Annotated in this window: 22 protein-coding genes and 1 pseudogene; 6 read left to right on the forward strand and 17 right to left on the reverse strand. The window is 62.8% G+C overall.

The window, feature by feature from the left end; genetic code table 11:
- Positions 1-2: 2 nt before the first annotated feature.
- Both AC58X1_RS03725 and hisN read right to left on the reverse strand, forming a co-directional pair.
- Entirely contained in the window at positions 3-734 is a 732-nt protein-coding gene (locus tag AC58X1_RS03725) for a hypothetical protein (RefSeq protein ID WP_101323027.1), read from the reverse strand.
- A 135-nt stretch (positions 735-869) separates the two neighbouring features.
- Positions 870-1661, reverse strand: a complete 792-nt coding sequence (gene hisN, locus AC58X1_RS03730; protein WP_101319544.1) for a histidinol-phosphatase — start codon at positions 1659-1661, stop codon at positions 870-872.
- A gap of 148 nt (positions 1662-1809) precedes the next feature.
- Between hisN and AC58X1_RS03735 the strand changes: the two genes are divergently transcribed.
- On the forward strand, positions 1810-2391 hold the full coding sequence (locus AC58X1_RS03735) for a nucleotidyltransferase family protein (protein WP_497428369.1): 582 nt from the start codon (positions 1810-1812) through the stop codon (positions 2389-2391).
- 182 nt (positions 2392-2573) lie between these two features.
- Here the strand turns inward: AC58X1_RS03735 and ptrR are convergent, their stop codons facing one another.
- Positions 2574-3440, reverse strand: a complete 867-nt coding sequence (gene ptrR, locus AC58X1_RS03740; RefSeq protein ID WP_101323028.1) for a putrescine utilization regulator PtrR — start codon at positions 3438-3440, stop codon at positions 2574-2576.
- 107 nt (positions 3441-3547) lie between these two features.
- Between ptrR and AC58X1_RS03745 the strand changes: the two genes are divergently transcribed.
- On the forward strand, positions 3548-4933 hold the full coding sequence (locus tag AC58X1_RS03745; protein ID WP_150569218.1) for an aldehyde dehydrogenase family protein: 1386 nt from the start codon (positions 3548-3550) through the stop codon (positions 4931-4933).
- A 57-nt stretch (positions 4934-4990) separates the two neighbouring features.
- On the opposite strand, the gene AC58X1_RS03750 is transcribed toward AC58X1_RS03745, so the two are convergent.
- Positions 4991-6904, reverse strand: coding sequence for an AAA family ATPase (locus AC58X1_RS03750; RefSeq protein WP_150571673.1), 1914 nt, complete (start codon positions 6902-6904; stop codon positions 4991-4993).
- Positions 6905-6972: 68 nt separating this feature from the next.
- Complete coding sequence (locus AC58X1_RS03755) at positions 6973-7869, reverse strand: helix-turn-helix domain-containing protein (protein WP_497428370.1); 897 nt, start codon at positions 7867-7869, stop codon at positions 6973-6975.
- Positions 7870-8018: 149 nt separating this feature from the next.
- Between AC58X1_RS03755 and AC58X1_RS03760 the strand changes: the two genes are divergently transcribed.
- The 3 genes from AC58X1_RS03760 (at position 8019) to AC58X1_RS03770 (ending at position 11848) form a co-directional block, all read left to right on the forward strand.
- A complete protein-coding gene (locus tag AC58X1_RS03760) occupies positions 8019-9377 on the forward strand; it encodes a glutamine synthetase family protein (protein WP_101319556.1) in 1359 nt (452 codons plus the stop codon).
- A 72-nt stretch (positions 9378-9449) separates the two neighbouring features.
- Positions 9450-10538 carry a polyamine ABC transporter substrate-binding protein gene (locus tag AC58X1_RS03765; protein WP_497428371.1) on the forward strand — a complete coding sequence of 363 codons (1089 nt, stop codon included), beginning with the start codon at positions 9450-9452 and terminating at the stop codon, positions 10536-10538.
- Between the two features lie 14 nt (positions 10539-10552).
- Positions 10553-11848, forward strand: coding sequence for an NAD(P)/FAD-dependent oxidoreductase (locus AC58X1_RS03770; RefSeq protein WP_497428372.1), 1296 nt, complete (start codon positions 10553-10555; stop codon positions 11846-11848).
- Between the two features lie 47 nt (positions 11849-11895).
- On the opposite strand, the gene AC58X1_RS03775 is transcribed toward AC58X1_RS03770, so the two are convergent.
- Both AC58X1_RS03775 and AC58X1_RS03780 read right to left on the reverse strand, forming a co-directional pair.
- Entirely contained in the window at positions 11896-13203 is a 1308-nt protein-coding gene (locus tag AC58X1_RS03775) for a serine/threonine transporter (protein ID WP_103437375.1), read from the reverse strand.
- A gap of 106 nt (positions 13204-13309) precedes the next feature.
- Positions 13310-14686, reverse strand: a complete 1377-nt coding sequence (locus AC58X1_RS03780; RefSeq protein ID WP_150571677.1) for an L-serine ammonia-lyase — start codon at positions 14684-14686, stop codon at positions 13310-13312.
- A 146-nt stretch (positions 14687-14832) separates the two neighbouring features.
- Here AC58X1_RS03780 and AC58X1_RS03785 point away from each other — a divergent pair, with 146 nt between their 5' ends.
- Complete coding sequence (locus tag AC58X1_RS03785) at positions 14833-15777, forward strand: LysR substrate-binding domain-containing protein (protein ID WP_101319567.1); 945 nt, start codon at positions 14833-14835, stop codon at positions 15775-15777.
- 6 nt (positions 15778-15783) lie between these two features.
- Here AC58X1_RS03785 and AC58X1_RS03790 read toward each other — a convergent pair whose 3' ends face one another.
- The 10 genes and pseudogenes from AC58X1_RS03790 to AC58X1_RS03835 all read right to left on the reverse strand — a co-directional run bounded on the left by AC58X1_RS03790 (position 15784) and on the right by AC58X1_RS03835 (position 26773).
- Entirely contained in the window at positions 15784-17202 is a 1419-nt protein-coding gene (locus AC58X1_RS03790) for an undecaprenyl-phosphate glucose phosphotransferase (protein ID WP_103438780.1), read from the reverse strand.
- A 254-nt stretch (positions 17203-17456) separates the two neighbouring features.
- A complete protein-coding gene (locus tag AC58X1_RS03795; protein WP_497428373.1) occupies positions 17457-18227 on the reverse strand; it encodes a WecB/TagA/CpsF family glycosyltransferase in 771 nt (256 codons plus the stop codon).
- Positions 18224-19414: a glycosyltransferase family 2 protein gene (locus AC58X1_RS03800; protein ID WP_497428374.1), complete on the reverse strand. Its 1191-nt coding sequence runs from the start codon at positions 19412-19414 to the stop codon at positions 18224-18226. The genes AC58X1_RS03795 and AC58X1_RS03800 overlap by 4 nt, the downstream gene beginning before the upstream one ends.
- A complete protein-coding gene (locus tag AC58X1_RS03805; protein WP_497428375.1) occupies positions 19411-20613 on the reverse strand; it encodes a glycosyltransferase family 4 protein in 1203 nt (400 codons plus the stop codon). The genes AC58X1_RS03800 and AC58X1_RS03805 overlap by 4 nt, the downstream gene beginning before the upstream one ends.
- A 43-nt stretch (positions 20614-20656) precedes the next feature.
- Positions 20657-22339: a glycosyltransferase family 4 protein gene (locus AC58X1_RS03810; RefSeq protein WP_497428765.1), complete on the reverse strand. Its 1683-nt coding sequence runs from the start codon at positions 22337-22339 to the stop codon at positions 20657-20659.
- A gap of 393 nt (positions 22340-22732) precedes the next feature.
- Positions 22733-23635, reverse strand: a pseudogene (locus AC58X1_RS03815) (DUF535 family protein); the annotation flags it as partial.
- 7 nt (positions 23636-23642) lie between these two features.
- Entirely contained in the window at positions 23643-24620 is a 978-nt protein-coding gene (locus AC58X1_RS03820; protein ID WP_101319574.1) for a glycosyltransferase, read from the reverse strand.
- Positions 24621-24676: 56 nt separating this feature from the next.
- Positions 24677-25198 carry a serine O-acetyltransferase gene (locus AC58X1_RS03825; protein WP_150571683.1) on the reverse strand — a complete coding sequence of 174 codons (522 nt, stop codon included), beginning with the start codon at positions 25196-25198 and terminating at the stop codon, positions 24677-24679.
- Positions 25199-25206: 8 nt separating this feature from the next.
- On the reverse strand, positions 25207-26163 hold the full coding sequence (locus AC58X1_RS03830; protein ID WP_101319578.1) for a glycosyltransferase family 2 protein: 957 nt from the start codon (positions 26161-26163) through the stop codon (positions 25207-25209).
- On the reverse strand, positions 26156-26773 hold the full coding sequence (locus AC58X1_RS03835; RefSeq protein WP_101319580.1) for an acyltransferase: 618 nt from the start codon (positions 26771-26773) through the stop codon (positions 26156-26158). The genes AC58X1_RS03830 and AC58X1_RS03835 overlap by 8 nt, the downstream gene beginning before the upstream one ends.
- Between the last annotated feature and the right edge of the window lie 93 nt (positions 26774-26866).

Raw genomic sequence — 26866 nt, forward strand, 5'->3', positions numbered from 1 at the left:
GCCTATTGCACCGGCAGGAAGTTCATCAGCAACAAGCTCTGCGCGTAGTTCAAGCCAATCCGCCGGTAGCGTTCATCGAGCATCTGCGCCAACAGGTCGAGCCGGGCGACGATCTTGCCGAACTCGACCGCGAAGCTGAGGTTGCTGCCCTCTTCGGAAATCTCGTTGGAGAACAGCAACAGCACGCCATTGGCGTCCTGACGCTGGCTGAGCATCCAGGTGGCTTTTTCGATGTTGCGCGCGGCGTTGTTGACGAACAGCGGGTCGATCGCATCGGTCATGTAGAACTCGCTGCGTCCGCCGTGGGCGGTGATCAGCATACTGCCGATGGCATAGATGAAGGCGCCGACCCGATCGCCGCGAAATTCCGGGCTCAGGGCGTAGCTGAGGGCTGCCAGATCGCGCCGCTGACCGAGCTGCGGCAGCGGCTGGCGTTGCTCGATGGCCAGGCGGATCTGCCGCTCGGCGGTAGCGGCGTCAAGGTAGCCGGACTGCTTCCACTGGTTGGGATTGCGTGCGTACAGCTTGTTCATCAGCAGGTACAGGCTTTGCAGGTTGTCGCGCATCGCCAGGGTGGCCATGCGGTCGACACTGGTCTGGAACAGCTCGCTGGGTTTGCCATCACTGAACTGGCTGACGATATCGCGGCCCTGTTGCTCGGTGCACGCGCACAGCAGGGTCAGGGCGCCGGCCAGCAGCAGGCGGGGGCAGGTTCGCAGTACGGGGACAAGCATCGGCACCGGGGTCTTGATCAACGACGGGGCCGGGGATCGGCTCTGCCTGACCAGACATAGAGCGCGAAATGGCGAAAAAGTGCAGTTGCGCAGGCCAGCCAGGCCTGCGCAACGGTATTGCAGGGGCTCAGCCGGTCACATGGCGTGACGCAGCAACTCGATCATTTGCGCATGCAACGCAGGGTCACCGCAGGCCACGACACAGCCGCCGTTCTGCGCCGAGCTGCCATCCCAGGCGGTGATCACCCCGCCCGCCCCTTCGATGATCGGCATCAACGCCTGCACGTCATACGGCTGCAGGCTGGCCTCGACGATCACATCGACAAAGCCACTGGCGAGCATGCAATAGGCGTAGCAGTCGCCGCCGTAGCGCATCAGCCGCGCCTGGCCGGCAACCGCTTCAAAGGCGGCCTTGCGCGCCTCGCTATCGAACATGTCCGGCGTGGTGCACATCAGGGTGGCTGAGGCCAAATCGCTGCAGGCACGGGTCTTCAGCGGCGTGCTGCCGAGCCAGGCTCCCTCTGGGGTACCGATGAAGCGCTCGCCGGTAAACGGCTGGTTCATCACCCCGACCACCGGCTTGGTGCCGTCGTTGAGCGCGATCAACGTGCCCCACAGCGGCAGCCCGGTGATGAAGGCGCGGGTGCCATCGATCGGATCAAGCACCCAGGTCAGCGGGCTGCTGCCAACCGCCACGCCCTGCTCTTCACCAAGGATGCCGTGGCTTGGATAGCGTTCCTGAATCAGCGAGCGCATGGCGTCTTCGGCGGCCTTGTCGGCCACGGTCACCGGGTCGTACAGGCGCCCGCCCTTGTCCTCGACGGCCAGGTTGGCGCGAAAATACGGCTGGATCGCAGCCGCAGCGGCCTGCGCCAACTGCTCGGCAAATGCACGGTATTCGCCGATCTGTTCAGCGTTCAAGGTCATGGTGGCGGGCCTCTGGCAACGATAGGGGTTGGCATCATACCCGAGCCTGCCGGGTGATGGCGTACCGCCTTGCGTGCGCCAGTGATGCTGGGGTTAAGGTAGTCTAGCGGCCAGACCGATTCCTCATTTGCCACGGGACACCCTCAGGATGCCATGTACCGTAACCGCTCTGGTACTCGCCGCCGGCCATAGCCGCCGGTTTGGCAGTGACAAACGCCAGCACCTGCTGAGCAGCGGCCAGACCCTGCTGCAGACCAGCCTGCAACTGCCGTGCGCGCAGTTGGGCGAAGTCTGGCTGGCGCTGCGTGACGACGACCCTGCCCCGGTCGGCCTGGCTGATAACGTGCGCATCCTGCAATCGAGCAGCAGCCGGCTTGGACTTGGCCACAGCATCGCTACCAGCGTCGCGCAGATCAGTACCGCGTCCAATGCTCAGGGCTTGCTGGTGATGCTGGGTGACATGCCGTTCATCCAGCCCGCCACCCTCGCCGCGCTGCTGGCCAAGGCGGACCGTCGCCTGATCATCCGCCCGACGTATCAAAGCAAGCCCGGCCACCCGGTGCTGTTCGGTCGCGCCTGGTGGCCGCAGTTGTGCACCCTGACCGGCGATGAAGGCGCCCGCAGCGTGCTGCTGGGCAATCCGCAGGCGGTGCGCAATATTGAATTGGGTGATCCTGGGGTGTTGCTGGATATCGACCGGCCGGGTGATGTGCCGGATCTGGATGAATAGTAGGCTGCCGAGCGACTGCGGGTGGTTCGAGTACGTCGGGGCTGCTTTGCAGCCCTTTCGCGACACTAGGCCGCTCCTACAGGCACTGCGTCGTCCTTACGTGGCACGGTCGGTGTAGGAGCGGCCTTGTGTCGCGAAAGGGCCGCGCAGCGGCCCCGGCTATCTCAAGGCTGAAAGCGACCCTAGGCAGCCCGCCGCTCCTCCAGCAGCTTGATAAACATACTCAAGCTGCGCGACACAGTACCGCGCCGCCACACCAGCCAGGTCTGCAAGTACCGAAAGTCTTCCGACAACGGCCAAACGCTGACCGTGCTCAAGCCCGGCATGCTGTCGAGCATGCTGCGCGGCATCAACGCCAGGCCGGCACCAGCACTGACGCACGCAAGCATGCCGTGATAGGACTCCATCTCATGGATTTTGCCGGGCACGGCCTGATCCTGGACAAACCAGTTCTCGAAATGATGGCGGTACGAGCAGTTGGCGCGAAAGGCGTAGATGCTCTCGCCGTTGACGTCGCGGGCGCGGCTGATTGCGGCATGGTTGAGTGGCGCAATCACTACCATCTCTTCATCGAACACGGCCATGCCTTCCAGCGTCGGGTGCAGTACCGGGCCATCGACGAAGGCTGCGACCAGGCGGCCGGACAGCACACCTTCGAGCATGGTCCCCGAGGGCCCGGTCGACAGGTCCAGATCGACCTTGGGAAAGCGCTGGTTATAACTGGCCAGCAAGGCCGGGATGCGCACGGCGGCGGTGCTTTCCAGCGAACCCAGGGCGAACGTGCCCTGCGGATCTTCGCCGGCCACGGTGAGCCGCGCTTCGTGGACCAGGTCGAGAATGCGCCGGGTGTACTCGAGAAAATTCCAGCCCGCCGGTGACAGGCGCAGGCGGCTTTTCTCGCGGATGAACAGCTCGACACCGAGGTCTTCCTCAAGCTGCTTGATCCGCGTGGTGAGGTTCGACGGCACGCGGTGAATCTGCTGGGCAGCGGCGCTAATGCTGCCGTGCTCTGCCACTGCCTTGAAAATTTCCAGTTGCACCAGATCCACAGTCATTCTCCAAACGTGAACGTTGCGCTCATTATTATTCAGTTTTCAATACGGTTGCACGCCACTAGTCTGAGCTTCGTCAACTTATAACAACGAGGACCTCCGCCATGAGCGAGATCAGCAGCCTGACCCACGCCATTTCTGTCGACCCGTTCAGCGGTGAGCAGATCGGCCACTATCCGTTCGACACCGACGCCGCACAGGAAGCGGCGCTGCAACGTGCCAAGGTTGGCTTCAACCAATGGCGCCAGGTGTCACTGGGGCAGCGCAGCGAGTATCTGAACGCCCTGGCCGATGCTCTGCAGGCCAATCACGAAGCATTGGCGGTGATGATCAGCCGCGAAATCGGCAAGCCGATCAGCCAGGCACGTGGCGAAGTGACCAAGTGCGTTGGCCTGTGCCAATGGTACGCCGAGCACGGCCCGGCGATGCTGGCTGCCGAGCCTACGCAAATCGCCACCGCGCGCATCGAATACCGCCCGTTGGGGCCGATTCTGGCCGTGATGCCGTGGAACTTCCCGCTCTGGCAAGTGCTGCGCGGCGCGGTCCCGGCACTGCTGGCGGGCAATACCTATGTGCTCAAGCATGCCCCGAACGTCATGGGCAGCGCCTATCTGCTGCTCGACGTGATCAACCAGGCTGGCCTGCCAGCCGGCATCTTCGAAGTGCTCAACGTCACCCCGGACGGCGTGACCCGGGCGATCAATGACCCGCGTATTGCCGCCGTGACCCTGACCGGCAGTGTCCGCGCCGGCATGGCGATTGGTGCTCAAGCCGGTGCTGCGCTGAAGAAATGCGTACTGGAACTGGGCGGTTCCGATCCGTTCATCGTACTGGCGGACGCCGACCTCGATGCAGCAGTCAAGGCAGCGGTGATCGGCCGCTATCAGAACACCGGCCAGGTCTGTGCAGCAGCCAAGCGCCTGATCGTCGAAGAAAGCATCGCCGAGGCGTTTACCGCGAAGTTCGTCGAAGCCACGCGTCAGCTCAAGGTCGGCAACCCGCTTGAGGCTGACACCTACATCGGCCCGATGGCCCGCTATGACCTGCGCGACGAGCTTGACGGCCAGGTGCAGGCAACCTTGGCTGAAGGCGCGGTGCTGCTGCTGGGTGGCAAGAAGGCTGAGGGCGTCGGCAACTTCTACGAGCCGACCGTATTTGCCGGCGTTACCCCGCAAATGACCGCGTTCAAGCAGGAGTTGTTTGGCCCGGTGGCAGCGATCATCAGCGCCCGTGACGCCGACCACGCCGTGGAACTGGCCAACGACAGCGAGTTTGGTCTGGCCTCGACCATCTACACCGCCAACCTCGAGCTGGCTGAGCGGATGACCTCGGCGCTGGATACCGGTGCGGTGTTCATCAACGGCTACTGCGCTTCTGACCCGCGGGTAGCGTTCGGCGGCGTGAAGAAGAGCGGCTTTGGCCGTGAGCTGTCGCACTTCGGTGTGCGCGAGTTCTGCAACGTGCAGACGGTGTGGCTGGATCGTAACTGACAGCAGCGTAAGCAAAAGGGGCAAGTCGCTTGTGCGGCTTGCCCCTTTTTTTGCCAGTTAGTTATCGCGCACCTGGTCCTGCACCCAGTCGAGCATGCCACCCGGCACAATCAGCTCATGCCTGGCCCGCGAACAGGCGGTGTACAGCCCCGCGAGCATGCGCGCTCGCTCATTGCGGTTACCGGCGGCGGCAGGCGCGACCATCAGCTCTGGCGAGACCATGACCCGGGCGAACTCCATGTTCTTCACGTCGCGCACCCTGGCCAGGAACAGCTTGGGCGCCTTGTCCCAGCGATAACGGCTCTTGGCCTTGGCGAAATCTTCCGGCGTGTAGCCCCTGCGCAGCAGGTTGGCCACAGCAGCAAAGGCCTTGTCGTCGCCCTTGTCCTGTTCCAGCGCCTGCCAGCTGGCATAGCGGAACAGCATGTTGTGCCGCGGGCGCGTGCCGTAGCGGTACAACTCGATGCAGTCTTCGACAAACAGCTCGAACTCCTTGCGCGCACCTTTGAGCAAAACAAACGGTACGCCCTGATGGGTCAGGCGCTGGAACCAGCCGAACAGACCCCATTCGTCATCCACCAGCAGCGCCGTAGGTTGCTCGGGCACCGTCACCGTGTCGAAGAAACTGACCCGGGTATAGTGCTCGGCGCTGCCGGTAAAGGCCGCCTGCACTGCGGCCGGGTGGGCCAGGATCAGCGGGTTCAGCACGCCCTCCATGGCTGGCCCGGCACGCAGCGAGTGATCGATGCAGCGCTGGCGGATGAACTTGCCGTGGTGCGGGCTGAGGCCGTTGAGGTTCTGCAGGTCGTCGCCCAGGGTAATGATTGCCTGCGGGCTGCGGTCGAGCACGGCGAGCATGGGCGCCGACAGCTCGTGGGCTTCATCGACGATGACATGGCTGAACTGGCTGTCGATCACTTCCAGCGTCAGCGACAGCAGCTTGACCCGGTGATAATCGCGCACCGGCAGCTGAATCTCGCGCGCCGAGGGGCGGATCAGCTGTTGCCAGTACAGGCGCGCCTTTTCCAGCAGCACCTCCTGATCCAACGGCGAAAAGCCGTGGCCCATCCACGGCAAATGATGCAGTTCGATGGCGGTGTCTGCGCTGCGGCAGAAGCTGCGTACGGCCTTGATGCACAGGGCGACCACTTCGCGCGCCGCCAACGGGCCGATGTCCGGCACTGCCAGCCACTGTACGACTTGCGCCTCCTGCGGGCGCCACGACAGTTTGCTGCGGTAGACGTCGCGCAGGCGCCAGCCGTTGCTGGTCAGGTCGCGGTCAAGAATTTCATCGGCCAACTGGCCAAAAGTGCGCGCGGTAAACGCCGAGGCGTCCTTGATCCGCGCCTGCAGGGCGCGTAGCTGGCCTTCGGTCATGGCCAGCAGCAAGGTCCGCTGCGGGTCGAGCAAACGGGCGAACTGGTTGATCAGGAAAGTCTTGCCGGTGCCGGCAAACCCCTGCACCGCCACCGACTCGTCAACCCCCGAGAGAAACTCGCGCAGCAAGCGGTTCTGCTGGTCACTCAGGCGCAGATTGCTCGGCAACGACGGCAAGCTGACCGGTCGCAACGGCGTTACCTGCTCGCGATAGGCATCGGCAAAGGTAAAGCTCCAGCCACCTTCGCTGTCGCGCAGGTCGGCAACATCGACCGGCTGCTCGGCCGCCAGCAGGCCGATGCCGTTCTCGCCGAGCATGCCCAGGCCCATGGCGAACACTTCTGCGTCAAAACGGCTGGCGACCTGCTGCTGGAAGCGCGAAGGCGCCGCCGCTTCGACCTCATCGGCAATCCGCACGATCTCGGCAAAGCGCCGCTGCTGCGCTTCGACCGAAGGCGCACCCTGCTGGCGCGGCACATTCTGGATAAACAGCACCGCAGCGCTTTCCAGCAGGCTGGCCTGCACAAAGAACTCGCTGGCGTGTTGACTGGCCAGGCCGTCGGCCTGTTCGCTGGTCAGGGGCAGATAAAACATCAGGACCTCGGTACATTACTGCCGCGCACGATACCAGCAATGGCTCTGATCTGCAGAACTGTACCGGGCTACCTGGCCCGCTTCAGCGTCTCGCTGGGCAGCTCGCCAAACAGTTGCCGGTAACTTTCCGAGAAGCGCCCCAGGTGCCAGAACGACCACTGCATGGCCACCTCGGCCACGGTCGCCCCAGCGCCACGCAACAAGTCACGGCGGGCGCCGTTCAAGCGGCGCAGGCGCAGCCAGTGCGCAGGCGGCATGGCGGTGAAGGCCTTGAATATCTGCTGCAACTGGCGCACAGACACCCCGGCAACTTCGGCCAGCTCGACGAGGTTGAGCGTTTCGTCGGGGCAATCGGCGGCCCAGTCGCTGACCCGGCGCATGACCGCGCGCGCCTCGCTACGCCGGCCATGAGCATCGCCCTGCAGGCGTTGGCTGGCATTGTCGAGAATGAACAGGCAATCCTCGAGCAGCTGTTCGCCCAACGCCCTGCCCTGCAATGGGCTATCAGCCTCGCCCAGCCGTGTCAGGGTCGCGCTCAGCCAGCTGCCGAACAGGTTGTTCTGCACCGAGTCCAGCGGGGTCATGAACAAGCCTTCCAGGCGGGCGACATCCAGCCCATGGCGCTGGAGAAAGTCGCGGCTGAACACCACCGCCACTTCCTGATAGTTCTCGGGCGTGATCCAGATATTGCGGCTGTCTTCATTGAGCAGGTACAGGCTGTTCTCGCTGCGATCAAAGCAGAACGTCAACGACCCACTGGGCGCGCTGAAAAACTGCTCAACGCGGGTGTTCAGGCGTTCTTCGTAGACCTCGACGCCCTCAAGCTCCAGGCTGCGCAGTTGGCCATTGAACAACCCCGGCGACATTTGCCGGTATTGCTGCTGCCAGCCGGGCGTTGTGCGCACCTGTTCACTGACATCACTGGTCTGGAAAGCCTGAACTTGCAAGCCGTTGGCGCTGGTCACGCGGCATCCTATATGCACTCTTTTGGTGCATTTGCTGGCGAAAGAAGTGGATAGATCAACCCTGCGGGCTGCGCCCAAGATAGCCTTCAGCGCAGCGACTGGGAAGATCCCTTCGCGTGGCGCGATCAAAACCCAACCAAGAGGTCTGTATGAACGCCCCCTTCGATCAGCTTTCCACCTGGCTGAAAGAACACCGCATCACCGAAGTCGAATGCGTGATCAGTGACCTGACCGGCATCGCCCGCGGCAAGATTGCACCCACGGCCAAGTTCCTCCATGAGCGCGGCATGCGCCTGCCTGAAAGCGTGCTGCTGCAGACCGTCACCGGCGACTATGTCGACGACGACATCTACTATGACCTGCTCGACCCGGCCGACATCGACATGATCTGCCGCCCCGACCCGTCGGCGGTGTACCAGATCCCGTGGGCCATCGAACCCACCGCCATCGTCATCCACGACACCTTCGACAAGCAAGGCAACCCGATCGAGCTGTCGCCGCGCAACGTTCTCAAGAAAGTCCTCAAGCTCTACGCCGACAAGGGCTGGCAGCCAATCGTCGCGCCGGAGATGGAGTTCTACCTGACCAAGCGCTGCGAAGACCCGGACTTGCCCCTGCAAGTGCCGATGGGCCGCTCCGGGCGCGCTGAAAGCGGCCGTCAGTCGTTCTCGATCGACGCCGCCAACGAATTCGACCCGCTGTTCGAGGACGTCTACGACTGGTGCGAGATCCAGTGCCTGGACCTCGACACGCTGATCCACGAAGACGGCCCGGCGCAGATGGAGATCAACTTCCGCCACGGCGACGCGCTGGACCTGGCTGACCAGATCACCGTGTTCAAACGGACCATGCGTGAGGCCGCGCTCAAGCACAACGTCGCCGCAACGTTCATGGCCAAGCCGATCACCGATGAACCCGGCAGCGCCATGCACCTGCACCAGAGCGTGGTCGATATCGCCACCGGCAAGCCGATCTTCGCCAATGACGACGGCAGCATGAGCGAGCTGTTCCTGCACCACATCGGTGGCCTGCAGAAGTACATCCCCAAGGTGTTGCCGATGTTCGCGCCGAACGTCAACTCGTTCCGCCGCTTCCTGCCGGACACCTCGGCCCCGGTCAACGTCGAGTGGGGTGAAGAAAACCGCACCGCCGGACTGCGCGTACCGACCTCAAGCCCCGAGGCCATGCGCGTCGAGAACCGCCTGCCGGGCGCCGATGCCAACCCTTACCTAGCCATTGCTGCGAGTTTGCTCTGCGGCTACCTGGGCATGGTTGGCAAGATCGAGCCGAGCGCTGCAGTGCAAGGCCGCGCCTATGAGCGACGCAGCCTGCGCCTGCCGATTACCATCGAAGACGCGCTGCAGCACATGGAGGAATGCGAAATCATCCAGGACTACCTGGGCAAGCAGTTCGTCCAGGGTTATGTCGCGGTGAAGCGCGCCGAGCACGAGAACTTCAAACGGGTGATCAGTTCGTGGGAGCGCGAGTTCCTGATGATGAGTGTCTGATCATCTGCGGGGCGCCGAGCGCCCCGCCTTATGCAACATCACGACCCAGAATAAAACCAGAGAGGTGTCGACATGCGTCATTTGCAGTCCGTGATCCCCGCAGCATTCGCCCTGATGTTCGGCGCCGCCGCTCAGGCCCAGCCGAGCGTCAGCGTGTACAACTGGACCGACTATATAGGTGAAACCACCCTGGCCGACTTCCAGGCCAGCAGCGGCATCAAAGTGATCTATGACGTGTTCGACTCCAACGAAACCCTGGAGGGCAAGTTGCTCGCCGGGCGCACTGGCTACGACGTGGTGGTGCCGTCCAACCACTTCCTGGCCCGCCAGGCCAAGGCCGGCGCCTTCCTGCCGCTGGACCGCAGCAAGCTGCCGAACTTCAGCAACCTCGACCCCAAGCTGCTCAAGCAGCTGGAGCAGAACGACCCCGGCAATAAATACGCAGTGCCGTACCTGTGGGGCACCAATGGCATCGGCTACAACGTCGACAAGGTCAAGGAGGCGCTGGGCATCGACAAGATCGATTCGTGGGCAGTGCTGTTCGAGCCAGAAAACCTGAAGAAACTGCAAAAATGCGGCGTAGCCTTCATGGACTCGCCGGATGAACTGTTCCCGGCCATGCTCAACTACCTGGGCATGAACCCGCGCAGCGAGAACGAAGCCGATTACAAGAAGGCCGAAGCCAAGCTGGTGGAAATACGGCCGTACATTACCTACTTCCACTCCTCCAAGTACGTTTCCGACCTGGCCAATGGCGATGTCTGCATCGCTTTCGGTTACTCGGGCGACGTATTTCAGGCGGCCAATCGCGCGGTTGAAGCGAAAAACGACGTAAAAATCGCCTACAGCATTCCCAAGGAAGGCAGCAATCTGTGGTTCGACCTGCTGGCCATTCCCAAGGACGCCAGCAACCCTGAACAGGCCCTGGCCTTCATCAATTACCTGCTCGACCCTGAGGTAATCGCCAAAGTCAGCACCACCGTCGGTTATGCCAACGCCAACCTCGCGGCCAAGGCGCACATGGATCCGGCGCTGGTCAACAATCCCGAGATCTACCCGCCGCAAGAGGTGCTCGACAAGCTCTATGTATCGAGCACACCGAGCCCGAAAATCATGCGGGTCATGACCCGTTCCTGGAGCAAGATCAAATCCAACCGCTGAGCCGAGCATGTGCCATGTCATTAGAGAGCCAACACGCTGCCTCGTACTACGCCGCCACGGCGCGCAGCAGCGCGCCCTACCCTGCGCTGCAAGAACAACTGAGCGCCGACGTCTGCGTGGTCGGTGGCGGCCTGACCGGGGTCAATACTGCGCTGGAACTGGCCGAGCGCGGTTTGTCGGTGATCCTCCTCGAAGCCCGGCGCATCGGCTGGGGCGCGAGCGGGCGCAACGGTGGCCAGCTGATTCGCGGCATCGGCCATGATGTCAGCGGTTTTGCCCGCTATGTCGGCCAGGACGGCGTGCGATATCTGCAACAGGCCGGGATCGACTCGGTCGAGCTGGTGCGCCAGCGCATTACCCAGTACGCCATCGACTGTGACCTGCGCTGGGGCTTCTGCGAGCTGGCCAACACGCCCGCCCAGTTTGCCGCGTTCAAGGACGAGCAAGCACAACTGGCCGAGCTCGGTTACCGCCATGCCACGCGCCTGCTTGATGCGGCACACATCGGTGAAGTGGTCGCCAGCGAGCAGTACGCAGGCGGGCTGATCGACATGGGTTCAGGCCATCTGCACCCGCTCGACCTGGTCCAGGGTGAAGCGCGCGCTGCGGCAAAGTTGGGCGTGCGTATCTTTGAACAAAGCCCGGTGCTGCGCATCGAGCATGGCCCGAGCGTGACCCTGCACTGCGCCCACGGCAAGGTGCGCGCGCAGAGCCTGGTGCTTGGCTGCAACGCGCACCTGGACGAACTCGAGCCGCGTCTGAGCGGCAAGGTGCTGCCCGCTGGCAGCTACGTGGTGGCGACCGAGCGACTGCCTGAACAGGTGGCACAGGCGTTGATTCCGCAGAACATGGCTTTGTGTGACCAGAAGGTCGGCCTTGACTACTACCGCCTGACCGCCGACAACCGCCTGCTGTTTGGCGGTGCCTGCCATTATTCGGGCCGCGATCCGAAAGACATCGCCGCCTACATGCTGCCCAAGGTGCGCAAGGTGTTCCCGCAACTGGCCGATGTACGCATCGACTATCAATGGGGCGGCATGATCGGCATCACCGCCAACCGCTTCCCGCAGGTGGGCCGCTTGAGCCAATACCCCAACGTCTACTATGCCCAGGGCTATTCCGGGCATGGCCTGAACGTGACGCACTGGACTGCCAAGCTGCTGGCCGAAGGCATCGCCGTCGGCCACAGCCAGGGCCTGGATGTTTTCAGTGCGGTGCCGCACCTGACCTTCCCGGGCGGCAAGGCCCTGCGCTCGCCGCTGCTGGCAGCGGGCATGCTCTGGCATCGGCTGCGCGAAGTACTGGGCTGAGCCCACGGATGCAGGCCCGCGCCGAATCGGCGCGGGGTTGAGCTGGGTCAGGCGAAGAAGCTGTAGAAGATCGCCGACAAGGTGATCAAACCGATCAAGGTAACGAACACATTGGACAGCTTGCCCGAGTACTTGCGCAGCGCCGGCACCTTGCGTACGGCGTACATCGGCATCAGAAACAGCAGGCAGGCAATCACCGGGCCGCCCATGCTTTCGATCAGGCGCAGGATGCTCGGGTTGAGGGTGGCGACCGCCCAGCACGTCAGCACCATGAACAGCGCGGTAACCCGCTCCAGACGCTTGGCCGGCCAGGCTTTGCCGCGCCCGCGCAGGCTCTTGACGATCATGCCCTGGAAGCCCTCGCTAGCGCCGATGTAGTGGCCGAGGAACGACTTGGTGATTGCCACCAGGGCAATCAGCGGTGCCACGAACGCGATCACCGGGGTCTGGAAGTGGTTGGCCAGGTACGACAACACCGAGATGTTCTGCTCCTTGGCGGCCGCCAGGTCGGCCGGGCTCAACGCCAGCACGCAACTGAAGCAGAAGAACATCACCGTCAGCACCATCATCACGTGCGCGGTTGCCAGCGTGCGGCCGCTCTTGCGGTCAGCGTCGGCGCCATAACGGTGCTTTTGGTCGACGGCAAAGGCCGAGATGATCGGCGAGTGGTTGAACGAGAAGACCATGACCGGGATCGCCAGCCACAACGTCAGCAGCAATTTGTTGACGCTGATGCCTTCACTGGCCTGGGCGAGGAAGGCGCCGTTCCAGTTCGGGATCAGGCTCAGGGCCAGCAGCAACAGTGAGGCGACGAAGGGATAGACCAGGATGCTCATGGCCTTGACGATCATCTGTTGGCCACAGCGCACGATCACCATCAGACCGCAGATCAGCAGCAACGACAGCAGTACACGCGGCGGCGCCGTCACGTGCAACTGATGCTCGAGAAAACTGCTCAGGGTATTGGTCAGGGCAACGCTGTACACCAGCAGGATCGGGAAAATCGCCAGAAAGTACAGCAAGGTGATCAGCTTGCCGGCGCCGGTGCCGAAGTGCTCCTCGACCACCTCGGTGATGTCCTCGTTGCCGCTCTTGCGACCGGACAGGACAAAGCGGGTCAAGGCCCGATGTGCATAGAAGGTCATCGGCAACGCCAGCAGCGCGAGGATCATCAACGGCCAGAAGCCGCCGACCCCAGCGTTGATTGGCAGGAACAACGTTCCGGCGCCAATCGCCGTGCCATACAGGCCCAGAGCCCAGGTGGTGTCATGGCGGTTCCAGCGGGTTGCATCCACCGCCGCAGCCGCAACGGCCGCATCCGCACGAACAGTCGTGGTGCTATGTACATCAGTCATCAGATATCGCCTTGTAGTTATTTTTGTCGCTGATACAGCGGGTAGTGCCTTGGAGCTGAATGCACGCTGCCTTGGCAGATGCGCATTCAGCCCCGTCGAGTACGGGTCAGCACTCGACGTACGCAACGGCGAGGCCGCCGCGTGAGGTTTCCTTGTAGTTGGCGTGCATGTCGGCGCCGGTGTCGCGCATCGTGCGAATCACCCGGTCGAGGGAGATAAAGTGCTCGCCGTCGCCGCGCAGGGCCATCTGCACAGCGTTGATGGCCTTGACGGCGGCAATCGCGTTGCGCTCGATGCAGGGGATCTGCACCAGCCCGCCGACCGGGTCGCAGGTCAGCCCGAGGTTGTGCTCAAGGGCAATTTCGGCGGCGTTTTCCAGCTGCGGTGCGGTCGCGCCGAGCACCTCGGCCAGGCCCGCGGCGGCCATTGAACAGGCCGAACCGACCTCCCCCTGGCAGCCCACTTCGGCGCCGGAAATAGACGCGTTTTTCTTGCACAGAATGCCCACTGCCGCCGCCGCCAGCAGAAACGCCACGACATCATCGTCGCAGGCGCTGGGGTTGAACTTCATGTAGTAATGCAACACGGCGGGGATGATGCCGGCGGCGCCGTTGGTAGGCGCGGTGACCATGCGCCCGCCAGCGGCGTTTTCTTCATTGACCGCCAGGGCAAACAGATTGACCCACTCCATCGCGCTCAAGGTCGAGCCGATCACGTTGGGCTTGCCCACCTCCTGCAGGCTGCGGTGCAGCCGCGCGGCACGGCGCTTGACGTTGAGCCCACCGGGCAGGATGCCGTCATTGCGCATGCCGTTGGCCACGCACTCGCGCATCGCGGCCCAGATTTTCAGCAGCCCAGCGCGGATGTCATCTTCACTGCGCCAGGCGCGCTCGTTGGCCATCATCAGTTGGCTGACGCTGAGGCCGTGCTGTTTGCACAGGCTGAGCAGTTCGGCAGCGCTGGAAAACTCGTAAGGCAGCTTGACCTGCTCGGCGCTGCTCTGTGGCGCATCGATCTCGGCTTGCTCGACGATGAAGCCGCCACCGACCGAGTAATAGGTCTGGCTGAACAGGCAACCCTGCTCGCCCTCGGCATTGAGCGTCATGGCATTGGGGTGGTACGCCAGGCTTTCGTCCAGCAGGAGCATGTCGCGGCCATAATCGAAGTCGACCGGCTGGCGGCCGTCGAGCATCAGGCAGCGCTCCTGCAGCAGCTGGGCGATACGCGGCTCGATACTGTGCGGATCGATCTGGTCAGGCCACTGCCCCATCAACCCCAGCAGGCAGGCGCGATCAGTGGCATGGCCGACGCCGGTGGCGGACAGCGAACCATACAGGCGCACCTCGACCCGCTGTACCTGAGCCAGTAGCCCGCGCTCGCGCAGCGCCTGGGCGAAGGTTGCGGCGGCGCGCATCGGCCCTACGGTGTGGGAGCTGGAGGGGCCGATGCCAATCTTGAAAAGGTCGAAAACACTGATAGCCATGCTAATGCCTGACCGTGGCGGCCTTGAACACCTGCGCACGGCTCTCTGGAAAAATTGAACGGTGTTGCCAAGTTGGGCGATACTGCCGCGCCGCCACGGCGATGACCAACGAAAGTTTCTAAGCTAGCCTTTAGCAGGACTAAACGATGAGAAGGCAAATTACTGGCCAGTTCTATGTCTGGCTACATGTGTTTTCCTGTGCGGCGCGGCACTTGTCGTTCACCCGCTGCGCCGAGGAACTGCACATCACGCCCGGCGCGGTCAGCCAACAGATGCGCCAGCTCGAAGAGCATCTGGGCTACCGTTTGTTCCTGCGCAAGGCCCGTGGTGTCGAGCTTTGCGCCGAAGGCCAGCGCCTGGCGCTGACAGTCGCCGAAGCCTACGGCAGCATCGAAGCGGAGTTGCTGCGGCTGGACGCCGGCGATATTCGTGGCACCTTGCGCCTGCGCTCTATCCCGTCATTTCTGGCCAAGTGGCTGACCCCGCGCCTGCCGCGCTTTCAACAGCGCTACCCGGACCTTGAGCTGCGGCTGGTGGCCGAAGACAGCAACCAGGCCCTGCACCCGGATGATTTCGACCTGGCGATCGACCTCAATGACGGCAGCTATCCGGGCATGCTGTCGACGCCGCTGCTCGACGAGCAGATATTCCCGGTGTGCTCACCTGCCCTGCTCCGTGGCCGGCCGCCGCTGCACGGGCCGGCTGACCTGGTGCATTACCCATTGCTGCACGACATGACCGCCTGGCGCGGCAGCTCGGAGTACGCTGAGTGGGAGTTCTATCTGCAGGGCATTGGTGCCGGTGAGTTGAATGTGCGCCGCGGGCACACCTTCAACCGCAATCACCTGACCATCGAAGCCGCCATTGCCGGGGTTGGCGTGGCGATAGCGCGGCGCACCCTGCTCAATGATGAGCTCGAGCGCGGCGCGCTGATCGTGCCGTTCGGCGTAGCGCTGGCCAACCACAAGCGCTACGTGCTGCATTACCCGCCCGGCGGCTTGAACCAGCCGGGCGCGCGTGCCGTGCATGACTGGCTGGTTGAAGAAGCGCAGGCGTTTCGCGCGCTCCACCCGCTGGCATTGGATGTGTGAGCCGGCTCAGTACGCCTGTTTGCCGGTGAACGCATTGAGCGTGCGCACCAGGATCACGAAGTCCAGCCACAACGACCAGTTGTTGATGTATTCGATGTCCGAGTCGACCCGCTGGATCATCTGGCCGATGTCCTTGGTTTCGCCCCTGAAGCCACGGACCTGGGCCAGCCCGGTCATCCCCGGCTTGATGTTGTGGCGGGCGAAGTAATCGACGATGTCTTGCGAATACAGCGTGTCGTGATGCAGCGCATGCGGCCGTGGGCCAACCAGCGACATTTCACCAGTCAGCACATTGAACAGCTGTGGCAACTCATCCAGGCTGGTACGCCGGATAAAGGCGCCGACCTTGGTAATCCGCGGGTCGTTTTTCTGCGCCTGCTTGACCACGCCGTTTTCCAGCGGGTGAATGTGCATGCTGCGAAACTTCCAGATGCGGAACGATTCGCCGGTCCAGCCCATGCGTTCCTGGCGGAAGAACACCGGTCCCGGGCTGTCGATCTTGATCGCCAGGGCGATCAGCAGCAGCACCGGCGAAGCACAGAGCAAGATCAACGCGGCCAGCACGCGGTCTTCCAGGTTCTTGAGGAACAGGCTCATGCCGGTCAGTGGGGTTTCCGACAGAGTCAGCACCGGGATCCCGGCGATTTCCCGCACGCTGTGGTTGATCAGCCGCAGCGAGAAGATATCGGGCACCCAGTTGACCGCAATGCACTTGTCGAGCAGCTTCAGATAGACGTCGTTGATGACCTCCGAGCCGCCAAGCGGCGTCACCAGATACACCGTGCGGATCGCATGCTTGGCTACCAGCCCATCGAGCTCGGAGATATGCCCCAACACGGGCGGTTTGCCGTCACCGGCGACGCGGCTTTGCTCGTCGGGCTTGTCGATCCACACGCAGCCCACCACACGCTCGCCAAACCAGGGGTTGTTGCTGATCTTCAGGTAAAGAAAGTTGGCAAGATCGCCCGTGCCGATGATCAGCGCATTGTCGGTACGCAGCGCATTGGCCATGAAGCGCTTCTGCACTTCGCGCACTGTGTAGTGCAGGAACAGCTGCAGGAAATAGCCGCTGACGAACAGTTTGCCCACCAGCAAGCGTGAGTAGGTTTCGCTCTGCTTGGTCAGAAACGCCATCACCATCAAGAAACAGAACGTCGCCGACCACGCCTTGAACAAGCGAAACGCCTTGATCGACAGGCCGACGTTGCTGCGGTAGATACCGTAGTGGTCATAGATCACTGCCAGCGCACCGATCAGCAACAGCAGCATGATCACGTAGTCGGAAGTGATGTAGCCGAACTGATCAACGATCAGGTACCAGGCGATGCCAGTCACCGCGATACCGTCAAGCCCAGCCTGAATGGCGTTACTCACGCCACTTCTGCGCTGGAGCAAGGAACGACTGCTTCGGGGCTCGAAAACCATCATCAGACCTCATCAGATGTGAGCGCAGCGATACATCACTGCTTACAACTTTGGTATTACAACCAACTGACTGAACACACTGCCAAGCCAATGCTGCACGCACGCCGACGATTGAATTCGGCGTAGTTTCGGGGGGGGGTTATGGGGCATTTGATATCACTGTAGCAGTACCACGGAGAGGCGACGGGGCGAATCATCGTGGCGACGGTTTTTGGCAGATTCGCAGTGTCCGGCACCACCCTCAGCAGGTCGTTTCAGATGCGCTTCGGCGCGGTGCGCACCGCGCTCGCGGCAGCTTTTCGGTAGCGCAAAGCACGCAGCATGAACAGCGGATTGCCGATCACATACCGCTTGAACAGACGCCTGGGCTCACGCAGCAAGCGGTAGGCCCACTCCCCTTTCAAGCGGCGCACCCAGTGCGGCGCGCGGGTGACTTTGCCTCCGAGAAAATCCAGGATGGCGCCGCCGCAGATGATCAGACATGGTCCAGTGACCGTAGCCAGTTGCGCGGCGATAGCCTCCTGTTTGGGCATGCCCATGCCCAGCACAATCAACTGCGGCTGATACTGGCTGGCGAGCTCAAGGTAATGTTCAGCGTTGGCAAACCCGTGCTCGACCGAGACCAGCTCGATTGCAAACTGCGCCTGACAGCGAGCACCGGCCTGGCTCACGAATGGCTCCTCGGTGCCCCACAGCGCAACCCGTTTGCCCCGGTACGCCGCGATCAGTTTGGGAATCAGGTCGGTCCCGTTCATGTTCAGGCCTGGCTCGAGTGCCAATTGGCGATACAGCAGGCCCATGCCGGCGCCATCGCGCAGCAACAGGTCAGCCGCGCTCAGCGACGCACAATAGCCCTCGCTGGCAGCCACCAGATTCAGCGCATGAGCATTGACGAAGCCCAGCACCGTTGCCTGGTCGGGCGCCGCAAGGGTCGCAATCAGCTGTTGCTCGGCAGCCCCATCGACAACCACCAGCAGCTTGCCGAGGATAGCGTCCCAGCGTTGTTGCCATGGCCGCTCATTCATTGACTGTCATCCCGCTTCGAACGCACCCATTCCACCTGACGCTTGAGCAAAAAACCCACGTACAGGGGGATTTTTTTCGCTGCGTAGAATGGCGCATAGAGCAACACCGAGAACGGTATCAGCTCGCGTGAGAAGCGCGCCCAGGCCAGCACCACTGCTACTCCCATCAGCACCAGCGCAAGGCTGGCGATGGCTGCGGCAAACGCCACGCCGAGCAGTGCGAAGGCCAGCCAACTGACGACGAAGATGGCCATCAGGGCCAATACCAACAAGGCCAATGGTGGCACCAGCAGGTCCAGCGCCATGGCCAACAACGGCCCGTTGCGTTGCAGCAAAGCGGCGCCCAGCAGCTTCGGCCCTTCTGCCAGCAACACGCCTAGATGGCCGTGTTCCCAGCGGGTGCGCTGGTTGCTGAGGCCGTCGTCGCTGGTGGGGAACAGGCTGGTGACCTGGGCCTGCGGGCAAAACAACGGCGGCTTGCCGTCACGGCAAAAATCAAGGCCCAGCTTCAGGTCTTCGACCAGGTGACCGGTGGCCAGATTGGCCTTCGCCAGATCAGCCCAGGCGAAGGCCATGCCGGTGCCCATCAACTGGCATGGCAGCCCGATCCGGGCCCAGCCGCGTGGCCGCACCAGATTCTTTACTCGCCAGGCGAACTCGGCGACTTGCACCTTGAGCCCGGCCCCGGCAGGCGCGCACATCAGGTCAAGGGCCTGCACCGGGCGGCCGGTGGCGAGGCTGCAACGCGCCAGAGTTTCAATCGAGCCAGCACTCAACAGGCAGTCGGCGTCGATGATGATCACCACCTCCGGCGGCGCCGCGGCCAGCTGGCGCACGCCATAGTCCAGGGCATAGCCCTTGCCCCGCAGGTGCTGATGCTCGCGCTCGACCACCTCGGCGCCGGCCGCGCGGGCGAGTGCTGCGGTGCTGTCAGTACAATTGTCGGCGACTACCAGCAGGCGATCACTGTCGAGCAATTGCTGACGGATGCTGGCCAAGGTGGCGCTGATACCCCCTGACTCATTGTGCGCCGGCACCAGCACTGCCACCCGCGGCCTGGGGCCGGCAGCCGAAGGCACCGGCCGCGCCGGCAGGCACGCCAGCACGACCTGGGCAAACAGCACCAGGACCGGCAGCAGAATCAACACCGCCAACAGCGCCAGCAACCAACTTGTCAGTGTGATCATGCGCCCGCCCTGAAATAGCTGGCCAATTTGGCCGCTTCGGTATCGATGTCGTGGCGCTCCAGCACCCGCTGATGGGCCGCATCGCCCATACGTTGCAGCACCTCGTCCGGTTGCCCAAGGCAGTCGGCCATCGCCGCTGCCAGCTCCTGTACCGCCCCTGCTGGGAACAGCCAGCCATTCTCGCCAGGGCGCACCAGTTCAGGGATGCCCGCCACATAGGTGGTCAGCACCGGGCGGCGCAAGGCCATGGCTTCCATGATCACCACTGGCAGGCCTTCGGCAAAGCTGGGCAAGACCAGGGCGCGAGCGGCGAGTAGCTCCTCGCGAACCTGGCCGCTGCTGATCCAGCCAGTAATACGCACCTGCCCCTGCAGCCCATAGCGGGCAATCAGGGTCTCGAGCTCTGCGCGCATCTCGCCATCGCCGGCCAGCACCAGCTCGAACGTCGTGCCTTGCGCGGCCAACTTCTGCGCCGCCTCAAGCAATAGCAACTGGCCCTTCTGCTCGCACAAGCGGCCGACACACACCAGCCGCGGCACTGCCGGAACCGGCACCGGCGGGCCTGCATGGAAGGCCGCTTCCAGCCCGCAGTGCACGACCTTGACCTTGTCCCAATGGGCGTGCGCCACCCAGCGATACAGCTGGCTGCGGCCGTAAGAGCTGACGGCGGCGACAAACGCCGCACGGCGGACCTTCTCACCGATATGCAGAAACTGCGGTTTGTCGAATTCCTCCGGGCCGTGCACGGTGAAGCTGTAGTGCGGCCCGCCCAAGGCATTCGCGAGCATCACCACCTCGGTCGAATTGGTGCCGAAGTGAGCGTGCACATGCTCGGCGCCGAAAGCCTGCAACCACTGCACCACGCGGCACGCCTCGGCCAGGTAGATCAGGTGATAAGGCCAGCTGCGGTCAGCCCGTCGGCCCATGCGCAGGGCCAGCCACAGCGCACTGAAAAACCGCCGCGGCTGAGCGTGCAGAACTTCAAGCAATGGCTTGAGCAGCCCTTTGACGCCGTCTTCAAGGACGTAGCGGGTCTTGCTCCGTTCAGTGATATCGTCGTTGTCCTGCAACTCGCCGTCCCAACCACGTAAGGCGATCCGCTGTACTTCAATGCCCTGGCGCTCCAGCGCGAGGATTTCGCGGCGAATGAAGCTGTGGCTGACCTTCGGGTACTGATTGATGAAATAAGCTATGCGCATAGGCAATCGATCAATCCCTGAGTAATTAAATGAACCGCGCCTGCTACTGGCAGCTGCCTAACGCCGAGGGCTCGCGGGCAGCCGCATCGGCCGCGCTGAGCACCTCGTCATAGAAGCCCAGCAACTCGCTAGCCTGGTCGCTGAAGACAATGATGTTGTCCTTGAATGGATTGCGGTGCCGAGCGAAGCGTGGCTGATCATCGAGAACCGCCACGATTGCCTGGCGCAGGTAGGTCTCATCGCCGCTCAAGGGAATGATCGTGCCGTTGACCCCCTCGATGATGTCCTCGACCGTGCCGCCGGAGTGAGTACTGATCACCCAGACGTCGCGAACCAGCGCCTCGCGTACTGCCAGGCCGAAGGTTTCTTTGCATTGAGTGGGGAACAGCAGCACATCGATGCCCGAGAAGAACGCATCCATGGTGGCCTGGGTGTAACCAGGGATGATGCTCACCGTGCCGGGGATCTTGATGCTGTGCCGGTTGAACGAGCGAAAGCCCATGTTCAGCAGGTTGTCGACCACCTTCAACTCGTAGTCGGACCGGTCCAGGCCGCTGAAGGCGCGGATGATCACGTCGATACCCTTGACCGTCGAATCACCGCCGACAAAGCCAAAGCGAATGGTCTGCCCCGGCTGCTTCTGGTAGCCGGCCGCCGGCGCCATGATGCCGTTGCGGTTGACCTGGATGTGCTCCGGATCGAAGCCGTTGGCAGCGTACAGGTCCTTGCAGAAGCGGCTCGGTGCAAGCAACAGGTTGGCTTGCTTGAGCGTGTCCGCCAGGAGCTTTTGCCGATGTTGGTTGAGCGCCGCGTCGTCGACGCAGGTGGCGCACACCGCCAGGTCAATGCTGGTCTGCCCGCAGTAACGGCCCTGATCGTTGATCATAAACTGGCGTCCGCAGATCCACCAGGCGTCATGCAAGGTCACCACGAATGGGATGCCGGCGCGTGCGCAGCAATCGGCCAGCTGCGCGCCGAGGCCCTGGATCGAATGCAGGTGCACCAGGTCCGGGGCGACGCTTTTGAGTACGGCCTCGAAGATCGGCACGGAGGAATGGTTCTCGAACATGTCCCGGTCGGATATCTGTTCCGACAAGCCCATACCCAGCACTGCCGCACCCTGCGCCTCATAGCGATACAGGCTATAGCGTGGCACGTCGGTATCGGGGATGGCCGTGAACACGAACTGCTGCCAACGGCCGGTAGCGCCAGTCAGCCGCGACATCTGTTCGGCGATGACCGTGGCGCCACCAAAGCTGCGTGGCGCAAAAAAGATGTTGGCCGAGAGCAGACGGCGCCCACTCTTGCTGGGCGGCGCGGCAAACACTTGCCCCAGCTGCTCTGCGGTCTCTACCAGACACACCTGTCTCGCCCCTGCCTCGCGCATGGCCGTGGCCAGCGGCGGGCTTGCCGCCAGCGCCTGGTCGCAGGCCAACAGGGCCTGGCGATGCTGGTTTACGGCGGCCAGCAGGCGGTTGATGGTGTCTTCGCTATGCCCGACAACATCGTCGCGTTGGCCATAAACCAACGGGTCGAAGATCAGCTCGTCGCTGTCCCACCAACAGTTGACCTGGAGCCGCTTGGCCTCGGCAAACAGCGGGGCCAGTTCGGCTACCGCCGGTAGCTGGTGGAAGATCACCACCGAGCAGGTTTGCAAAGCAATCTGACAGGCGCCAGCATCGCGCCAGTCAAGCGAAACGCAGTGATGACCCAGGTCTTGAAACATGCGTTGCAACTGCGCCGGGCGGCGTTTCGGCTGCTGGTCGGCGCTGAATTCGCTGAGCAGCAGAACATCCCGTGGGAACAGCTCGCTGGCAGCCACTGCCGGCGCGGCCAGCGGCACTTTGGTGCGGGTCGCCGCCGGGCTCTTCCAGAGCAGCCGCGGCCCTTGCTTGAGCAGCTCGCGAACGATCTTGCGCAAGGTCGGGTAGACACCCGCCTTGCGCAGGTAAGCTCGCAAGCGCTGATCTGCGCGCGGCTCGGTGGTCAGCAGGCGGATCAACTTGGCGACCTTGGTGCTGAAGGTTCGAGAACCGATCGCCGGCTCATCTTCAGGCAGCCTCAGTGCAGAGCCAAGCCGCTGCCGGTGGCTGTGCAACTGACGCTGGCCAACCCCGCCGGGAATGGCCGCCTCGATGCTGGCAAAGACCTGATCCAGCAGCGCGTGGCGGCGGCGATACATGGCCCGTTTCTTCGCAGCGATGTCGTCGGCCGAGCGTCGCGCCGCGGCCACAGGCAGGCTGTAGAAGTCCTGATGCGCGGAGGCTACCGCGCCATGCTCAAGCCAGATGACGTCGTAGTTGGCGGCGAGGTCCTCACGTTTGTCTGCCCCGAAATAGGCATGCCGGTGATGCCGGTAGGCGTCGGCCACGGCATAGATCCGCGTCACGCCAATGGTGCGTGCCAGGCTCTTGAGCGCTTCGATCAGGAAGCTTCTGGGGCGCATGCCTTCGAAGTCCTTGGTCAGGTCGCGATAGATTGCCAGCGAGCGTTCGCTGTCGATGCCTTTGTGGATGCCCTGCACCGCGCCGATTACCAGGTTCAACTGGCCGTCCATATGGCACAGGGTGAATGCCAGCGACGCGACCCGCAGATCCCCCTGGAACAGGTTGAGCACCAGTTCGCCTTCGCGTTTGAACCAGATAGGCCGGTCCAGCACTAGGCTGCAGCCCGGCGAATAGGCCGACAGGTCGCACAGTTGCAGCGACTCGTCGCGCCCCAGCAACAATAAGGTGGGCAGGTAGCGGCTGACCACCTCATAGTGCGAGGCCAGCACACTCAAGCGCAGCGGCGCCTTCCAGGACTTGCTGATGTAGGGCCATTGCACCACACCGATACAGTCGACACCGAGGCGGGCCATGCGCTGCTTGCCCAGCACCGACGAGGTGCGCTGCATGAAGGCGCTCAGCTCAGGCCACTGCCTGGCCATCGCCAGTACCAACTTGAATTTGTTGTTCAGTGCCCGCAGCGAGTAGCCCGGTTGCAACACGAGCACGCTTTTCGCTAACGATCTAACCATCATCGGCATCTCACTTGTACTCGATCAAACCCGACTTGCCGGCGGCAAACCTGTTCAGCAAAAACTTGACCTGGCCGAGCATCTCGGGGAATTTCGCCAGCACCAGAAACACCGCCTGCAGCCAGTTCTCGCGCGGTGAGCGAGCGCCGCGACGGGCCAGCCGCAGCGCTTGTAGTGGATAGATCAACAGCAGCAGCAACCACACTGGCCCAAGCACCAGGCTGAGCAGGATGATCAACAGCGGAATCAGCAGGCCCCACAGCCAGGCTCGGCGAGACTCGCGCCGCCAGTGCCGCTCGGGCGCCGCGCCATGCAACCAGGCGCCCTCGGCAAAGGCATAGCCGCCGCGCAAGGTGCGCTGCCACCACTGGCTGAAACGGGTCATGGCCGCGTCATGCAAGGTCATTTCCGCGTCCAGCCGCCAGATCTTCCAGCCCCGCTTGCGCAGGCGTACGCACAGCTCCGGCTCTTCGCCGGCAATCAGCTCCGGGCGAAAGCCCGACACCGACAAAAATGCCTCGACGCGCATCAACGCATCGCCGCCGCAGGCCTTGGCCTGGCCGATCGGCGTGTCCCACTCAAGGTCACACAGCAGGTTGTACACCGAGTGCTCAGGGAAGCGCTCACGGCGCCGGCCGCAGACCACCGCGACATCGCCCTGGGCATCGAGAAAAGCCTGCGCGGCGGGCAACCAGCCACGGGCCACTTCACAGTCCCCGTCAACGAACTGCACGTAGCGCATCCCGGGCATCAGCCGCTGCAAGCAGGCGAAACCTTCGTTGCGCGCTCGCGCCGCGGTGAACGGTATGGATAGATCCAGCGCCAGCACTGCCACACCATGATCAGCAGCGCGTTGCAGCGAACCGTCGCTGGAGCCTGAATCGACATACACCACCTGCTCCGCTGACCCTGCAAGCGAGGCCAGGCAACGCTCCAGTCGCAAGCCCTCGTTCCGACCAATCACCACTACGCCGATACCTGTCACCATGAGCCTCACTCGCCAAACCGGAGCGCAACCGCGCGCACCTGCTCACTCTGCTGTCATCAATCCTGCGCCAACAATGCAGGTTTTTTCAGTTTGACGGTTGCTGGCACTCCGACCGCCAGGGCGTCATCCGGCACATCGATCAACACCACAGCGTTGCAACCGATCACCACGTTGTTGCCAATGCGGATGTTGCCCAGCACTTTTGCACCCGCACCGATATCGACGTTGTTACCGATGATCGGCGCAATCGGCTCGCTGACGTTCTTCAGGCCAACCACCACGCCGTTGCGAATTCGGCAGTCGTCACCAAATCGAGCATAGCCACTGATGACGATGCCGCCGAAGTGATCGATGACGAAATTGCGCCCGACCACGACTTCGCAAGGCAGCTCGATGCCGGTAATGATCTGGACAAACTTGAACAGCACTTTGTAGATCAGCGAAAACAACTTGCGTAGCAGCGCCGGGCGCACGCCGTAACGCCAGCGGCCAAAACGGTAGACCAGCATCACCCAGAAGCCCTGGGCGCCCCAGTCGCCGCCGTAGGCCTGCAAGTCAGCGCGAATATTGTCGAACATGGGCTCTCCTAGCGTGTCGGTTGGCTGGCCAGGCGGGTGGCAAACAGCAGCTTCCAGGTTGCCACATTGTGCTGCCAGCACGCCTTGATCGCTGGCCAGCCGCGGCCTTTGAGCAAGGCCTTGAGGGCCAGGACCAGATCGCCCACGCACACCAGCAGCATATGCAGGATCAGCCCCAAGACGCCGTGGTGCTTGCGAAAATAGAGCAGTTCGCTTTCGATCTGATAAGCCGAGATCTGCCGGCTGGCAGCCTCGAGCTTGGCCACTGACTTGGAGCTCTCGCCGCCGATGTGCACCACCGTCGTGTGCGGATAGAACACCACCTTCCAGCCAGCCTGCTTGACCCGCTTGCAGTGGTCGACTTCCTCGTAATAGAGGAAGTAACGCGGATCGAACAAGCCGACCTGATCAAGCACTTCCCGCCGTACCAGGTAGTAACAGCCCGGCAGCCAGTCACATTCGCGGACCGAGTCATGGTCCCAGTTCATTTCATCGACCATCTTCACGCCCGGGAACAGGCGTTTGAGGCCGGTACGCGCAATGAACACGTTCAAGGGCGTGGGAAAGTAGCGGCAGCACGGCTGCAGGTCGCCCTCGCGTCCTTCCAGGCGCACGCCGAGCACGCCGCAGTCCGGGTGCTGGTCCATGTAGGCGATGGTTTTTTCAAGGGTGTCGCTGGCGACGAAGGCGTCGGTATTGAGCAGCAACGCATAGCGGCCCTGCAGGTGCTCGAGCAATTGATTGTTGGCGCGGCCAAAACCGACGTTGTCGCGATTGCTGACCAGCAGCGCCTCGGGACAGACCTCGGCCAGGCGTTCCAGCGAGTTGTCGACCGAGGCGTTGTCCACCACCAGATAGCTGGCCAGGGTTTCGCTGTCGGCGCGGCGCAGGGCATCGAACATCGGCTGCAACAAGGCGCCGGTGTTGAAGTTGACGACCATGACGTCGACCGGCTTGCTAGCCATTGTTGTTGTCTCCAAAGAAGTACTGGCGCCTGACCTCGGCCAGCATCGGTTCCAGTGCCGGGTCGTAGGCGCCCTCGCGCTTCTTGATCAGGTCGATCCAGGGGTAGGCATTACAGCGTTCCTCGACGCGCTGGATCATCTCGGCAGTGGTGCAGATGAACCTGGCCGGGTTACCACCCACCACCGTGCCGGGTGGCACGTCTTTGGTCACCACCGAGCCTGCCGCCACTACCGAGTCGGGGCCGATGGTCACCCGCGGCATGACGATGGCACCGTGACCGACAAAGCAGTTGTCCTTGATGTCGATGAAGCCCACCGAATCGAGCTGTTTGCCATAGCACACCTCGATCAGTGCCACCACGGCATCGTGGCCGATCAGGGTGCAGTCGGACAGGCCGACATTGCTGCCCAGGCGCAACAGCGCCGGGTCGGTGATGTTGCAGCCTGGGTTGATGTGGATATTGGTACCGACCGAATAGAACTTGCCCCAGCGCGCCATGTACGCGCCCCAGTCACGGGCATTGGGGTTGCAGATTTTTTTATAGGCTGCGCCACCGCGCCCGGTCGAGTACACAAACGACGTGATTGTGTTGCGTATCCATCCATACATGCTGCTTGCCTCGCCAATAAAGCAATCCCTGGACTGTTGCTGAGGCGTCTGCGGTCTCGTTTTGTCCTTGCGACCGTTTGCGCACCCAACCCG

Source organism: Pseudomonas sp. PGPR N4, from assembly GCF_059693665.1.